6 protein-coding genes are annotated in these 4,564 nt (G+C 54.3%); 3 read left to right on the top strand and 3 right to left on the bottom strand.

The window, feature by feature from the left end; genetic code table 11:
* The first annotated feature begins 288 nt into the window (after window positions 1–288).
* Entirely contained in the window at window positions 289–756 is a 468-nt protein-coding gene (locus QZ197_RS14885) for a CoA-binding protein (RefSeq protein WP_296432939.1), read from the top strand.
* Between the two features lie 154 nt (window positions 757–910).
* Entirely contained in the window at window positions 911–2,215 is a 1,305-nt protein-coding gene (locus tag QZ197_RS14880) for a serine/threonine-protein kinase (RefSeq protein ID WP_296432938.1), read from the top strand.
* A gap of 6 nt (window positions 2,216–2,221) precedes the next feature.
* Here the strand turns inward: QZ197_RS14880 and QZ197_RS14875 are convergent, their stop codons facing one another.
* From QZ197_RS14875 to hisA, 3 genes are all read right to left on the bottom strand, one after another.
* Window positions 2,222–2,530: a phosphoribosyl-ATP diphosphatase gene (locus QZ197_RS14875; RefSeq protein ID WP_296432937.1), complete on the bottom strand. Its 309-nt coding sequence runs from the start codon at window positions 2,528–2,530 to the stop codon at window positions 2,222–2,224.
* Window positions 2,527–3,288: an imidazole glycerol phosphate synthase subunit HisF gene (gene hisF / locus QZ197_RS14870; RefSeq protein WP_296432936.1), complete on the bottom strand. Its 762-nt coding sequence runs from the start codon at window positions 3,286–3,288 to the stop codon at window positions 2,527–2,529. The genes QZ197_RS14875 and hisF overlap by 4 nt, the downstream gene beginning before the upstream one ends.
* Window positions 3,289–3,359: 71 nt before the next feature.
* Complete coding sequence (hisA, locus tag QZ197_RS14865; protein ID WP_296432935.1) at window positions 3,360–4,076, bottom strand: 1-(5-phosphoribosyl)-5-[(5-phosphoribosylamino)methylideneamino]imidazole-4-carboxamide isomerase; 717 nt, start codon at window positions 4,074–4,076, stop codon at window positions 3,360–3,362.
* Window positions 4,077–4,214: 138 nt separating this feature from the next.
* Between hisA and QZ197_RS14860 the strand changes: the two genes are divergently transcribed.
* Window positions 4,215–4,564, top strand: a 350-nt coding sequence (locus QZ197_RS14860; RefSeq protein WP_296432934.1) for a DUF2147 domain-containing protein, incomplete at its 3' end; no start/stop codon positions are given.

Here is a 4,564-nt window from a genome sequence, read left to right as displayed (position 1 = left end):
ACCGAACAGAATCACAAACCACTGAACTCACTCAAATAGTTTTAAATCGGGCTCTCAGAGATTTGGGATGTGATCGAAGACGTGGTTGAAGACGTTTTCGATTGATCCGCACTGCGTTCACGTTTTGCTGAACGGTCTTTGATCCACGCGAAACGTGACTATCTGTTTATAGAAGACGCGTTCTGGAACATCCGCGTTTTGAATTCACTGTCCCCTCGTTCCAACACTTGCGCCCGGATCCCCCTCCGGGCGCTTTTTTATTGGATAAAGTCTGCTTAGAATGCCGGCATGCAGTATTCAGACGACCATTTACGTAAAATCCTCAAGCGAACCAGAACGGTCGCAGTTGTCGGTGTGTCTGCGAACCAGATCCGACCAAGCTTCTATGTTGCCCGCTATCTCAAGCTTAAAGGGTTTCGTGTCATTCCAATCAATCCGGGATTGGCGGGCCAAACGTTATTGGGTGAAACAGTTTATGGCGATGTGTCGCAAGTGCCCATCGACGTTGACATGGTTGATATTTTTCGGCGTTCAGAGGCCGTGCCGGACATTGTGGATGCATCCTTGGAACGTTGGCCTGCCTTGCAAACCATTTGGATGCAGATCGGCGTCACCCATGACCAAGCGACAGCAACGGCGCAGGCACGCGGCGTCGACGTAATACAGGACCGCTGTCCGAAAATTGAATATCAGCGGCTATTTGGTGAGCTGCGAATGGGTGGATTTGTGACGGGAATTATTTCGTCCAAGCTTTGATGTTTCAAGCTTGTGAGCCAGTGCGCAAAATTCCGCCAATGGATTCAATTGCATATGCTTCACCGTTGACTCGTTACATGACGCGGCCCTACGATAATCAAGTTATCTGACGAGTTGATGTTGTTCCCCACGCCTAGAACAGACGGATACGCGCATGGAAGAAACAAGAATCATCGATTTTTCCGATACCTACGAGGCTCTTGGCCAGGCGTTGCCGGCGGGAACTGAATTGTTGGGCGGTAAGTTCAAGATCGACGAACAGATCGGCAGCGGTGGCTTCGGAATCACTTATCTTGCAAAAGACATCTATCTGGACCGCGACGTTGTAATCAAAGAATGCTTCCCAGAAGCATTCTGCTGTCGTTTCGGTGCCCAGGTTCGCGTCACATCTGCCCGCTACGAGGCGCAGCATCGCAAATCTGTGGACATGTTCATGCTAGAGGCACGCAGCATCGCAAAGCTGCGCCACCCCAACATTGTCGGCGTGCATCAGGTTTTTGAAGAAAACATGACGGCGTATATGGTTCTTGATCTGATCCACGGGCGCGACCTTTTGGACATCATTGAAGATGACAGCGATCCGCTAAGCCCTGACCAGATTCGCGATATCTTGGTAAAAACGCTTGATGCGATGGACCTTATTCACCGCAATGATTTGCTTCACCGCGACATTTCTCCTGATAATATCTTGCTCGACAAATGGGGCAGCCCATCATTGATCGATTTCGGTGCGGCCCGCGAAGAGGCCAGCAAGAAGTCCAATGACGTCACAACGATGTTGATGGTCAAGGACGGTTACTCTCCGCATGAATTCTACATCGCAGGTGGCCAGCAGCAGCCTTGCAGCGATCTGTATGCGCTTGGCGCAACGATTTACCACCTGATTTCCGGCGAAGCACCACCGAACAGCCAAGAGCGTGTCGCCGCATTAACCAATAACGATCACGATCCTTATCTGCCGCTGGCAGGGCGGTTCACGCAATATGAACGCGACTTTCTAGAGGCGATCGACAAGTCTCTTAGCGTGCCGCCAAAGGACCGGATCGCATCCGCTCGTGGGTGGCTAAGCCTGATCGAGACTGAGAGTAAGAAGGTCAAGATGGTGAAAATGCCTGAGGCGAGAATGGCCAGCAAGACCCTCAGCGAGCTGGTTCATGAAACCAACAAACATGTCTTGAATGCATCACAAAAACCACGCGCAAAGCCCGCAAGAGCCGTCGCTTCGGTGCCGCAGCCAAAATCTTACCGCCCGGCGTGGGTGGACGAATTCAACCGCGAAACGACCGAGGCAGAGCTCAGAAAACAAGAGCAGAACCGCGCTATGGCCGAAGCCCAGCGTTTAGCTGAACTTGAACGCGTAGCGATCGCAGAACAAGAAGAAATTGAACGCCAGCTTATGGCACGCGAACCCGAAAAGCCGCGAAATATCCTTGATTGGGCATTGCACCGGACCGGATAACGCCTGCTAGTCGCGTGATGCTTTTTCGACGATGCCGGACGTGCCTTGACGGCGCGCCAGTTCATCCATGACCGCGTCTAACGTGACCCCACGCGCGGTTAGCATGACCAACAGGTGATACAGCACATCTGCGGCTTCTGACGTTAGTTTGTCATTATCACCTTTGACGGCTTCGATGATCGCTTCGATTGCTTCTTCGCCAAATTTTTCGGCACATTTCTCTGGACCTTTGGACAGCAATTTCGCGGTCCAACTGCTATCAGGGTCGGCGTCTTTGCGCGCCACAATCAGGTCGGCAAGGTCTTGTAGGGTCATGTCAGCCTCACGGGGATACCAGCCGCGGCCATATGGGCCTTGGCCTCGCCAATTGTATAGGTGCCAAAATGAAAGATGGAAGCCGCTAGAACGGCAGAAGCCCCGCCCAAAGTCACGCCTTCGACCAAGTGATCCAACGTGCCAACCCCGCCAGAGGCAATCACAGGCACGTGCACCGCGTCTGAAATTGCCCGTGTGAGTGGCAGATTAAAGCCCGCTTTGGTCCCATCGCGATCCATTGACGTTAGCAGGATTTCACCCGCACCCTTTTCAACCACCGTGCGTGCGAAGGCCACCGCATCAATACCCGTAGCACGGCGCCCGCCGTGGGTGAAAATCTCCCACTTGCCAGGTGACACTGTTTTCGCGTCAATCGCCACGACGATACATTGGGATCCAAAACGCATGGCCGCTTCTGCAACGACATCAGGGTTTGTAACAGCGGCAGAGTTAAAACTAACCTTATCTGCACCCGCCAGCAGCAGCGCGCGCACATCGTGGTGCGTCCGCACGCCACCCCCGATGGTCAGCGGCATAAAGCACTGTTCTGCCGTGCGTGTGACCAAATCGAACATCGTACCGCGGTTCTCTTCGGTCGCCATGATGTCCAGAAAACAAAGCTCGTCTGCGCCTGCCGCGTTATAGGCAATTGCCGCATCAACGGGATCGCCCGCATCAACCAGATCGACAAAATTCACGCCTTTCACGACGCGTCCTTCGGCAACGTCAAGGCAGGGGATGATGCGTGTTTTTAGCATATGCTCTGTCTAGGCTGCTGGCGCGCGCGCGGCAAGCTTGGGATTTTGAGTTTAAAAGGCAAGATGATGACTTAACGCAGTGCTGCTAAAGCGGCGTTCAGATCAATCGCGCCGTCATAAAGAGCGCGACCTGATATCGCGCCTGAAATCACCCCAGTCGCTTTGAGAGCGGCAAGGTCTGCCATCGACGACACACCACCCGACGCGATCACAGGGATATTCACAGCCCGCGCCAGTTCAGCTGTCGCATCAATGTTGGGACCCTTCATGGCCCCGTCACGCAGGATGTCGGTATAGATAATCGCGGCGATTCCGGCGTCTTCGAATGATTTTGCCAGATCAGTGACCATCACATCGGTTTCTTCGGCCCAGCCGCGTGTCGCAACGCGGCCGTTGCGGGCGTCCAGACCGACGGCAACTTGGCCTGGAAATTCCTTGGCGGCTTGTCGCACCAGATCAGGATTTTCCACCGCAACGGTCCCAAGGATGACGCGGGCCAGACCTTTGTCCAACCAGCGTTCAATTGTCGCCATATCGCGAATGCCGCCGCCCAATTGAGCTGGAACCGCGCAGGCTTTCAAGATCGCCTCGACCGGGGCTGCGTTGACTGGCTCACCGGCAAACGCACCGTTTAGATCGACCAGATGCAACCATTCACAACCTGCGGCTACGAACGCTTTGGCCTGAGCGGCGGGATCTTCGTTGAAAACGGTTGTCTGTTCCATGTCGCCATGCACAAGCCGCACAGCGTTTCCGTCTTTGAGGTCAATGGCGGGATAAAGGATCATTTTGGCACCTGTTTGCAGTTGCCGCTTTTATGCATAGCAGCCGGATAATTGCAACGCATCGCCGCGACCCCACGTCATTGTTGATTGGATGGCACTGCCGCTGGCATGGTCTGCGCAGAACTCAGGGAGGAAATGAGTATGAAGAAATTTTTGATGATCGCGGCGTCGCTATTAGCCTTTGCAACAATGGCCTCAGCACAAGATGCCGCACTTGGCGTGTGGCAGACCGAAGTAGACGACGGGGCCTATGCCCACATCACGATCACCCCATGCGGCCCGGCTGTGTGCGGCGTGATCAGCCGGACGTTCAATGCGGACGGTGAATACCAGTCCGAGAACATCGGCAAAACCTTGGTGATCGATATGGCGCCACAAGGTGGCGGCGCGTACGAGGGCCAAGTTTGGCGTCCGTCCAACAACAAGCTTTACATCGGTAAGATGGATGTAAGCGGCGATGCGCTGCGCTTGCGTGGCTGCGTTGCAGGTGG

The sequence above is a fragment of the Yoonia sp. genome (genome assembly GCF_017854415.1).
In the GTDB taxonomy this organism is placed as follows: domain Bacteria; phylum Pseudomonadota; class Alphaproteobacteria; order Rhodobacterales; family Rhodobacteraceae; genus Yoonia.
The sequence above is the reverse complement of the archived record's forward strand: the minus strand, read 5'-3'. Positions and strand labels throughout refer to the sequence as shown.

Excerpts from the sequence above, each read along its gene's own strand:
- hisA (WP_296432935.1), bottom strand. The coding sequence starts at position 4,076 with ATGATCCTTTATCCCGCCATTGACCTCAAAGACGGAAACGCTGTGCGG.
- QZ197_RS14875 (WP_296432937.1), bottom strand. The coding sequence starts at position 2,530 with ATGACCCTACAAGACCTTGCCGACCTGATTGTGGCGCGCAAAGACGCC.
- hisF (WP_296432936.1), bottom strand. The coding sequence starts at position 3,288 with ATGCTAAAAACACGCATCATCCCCTGCCTTGACGTTGCCGAAGGACGC.
- QZ197_RS14880 (WP_296432938.1), top strand. The coding sequence starts at position 911 with ATGGAAGAAACAAGAATCATCGATTTTTCCGATACCTACGAGGCTCTT.
- QZ197_RS14885 (WP_296432939.1), top strand. The coding sequence starts at position 289 with ATGCAGTATTCAGACGACCATTTACGTAAAATCCTCAAGCGAACCAGA.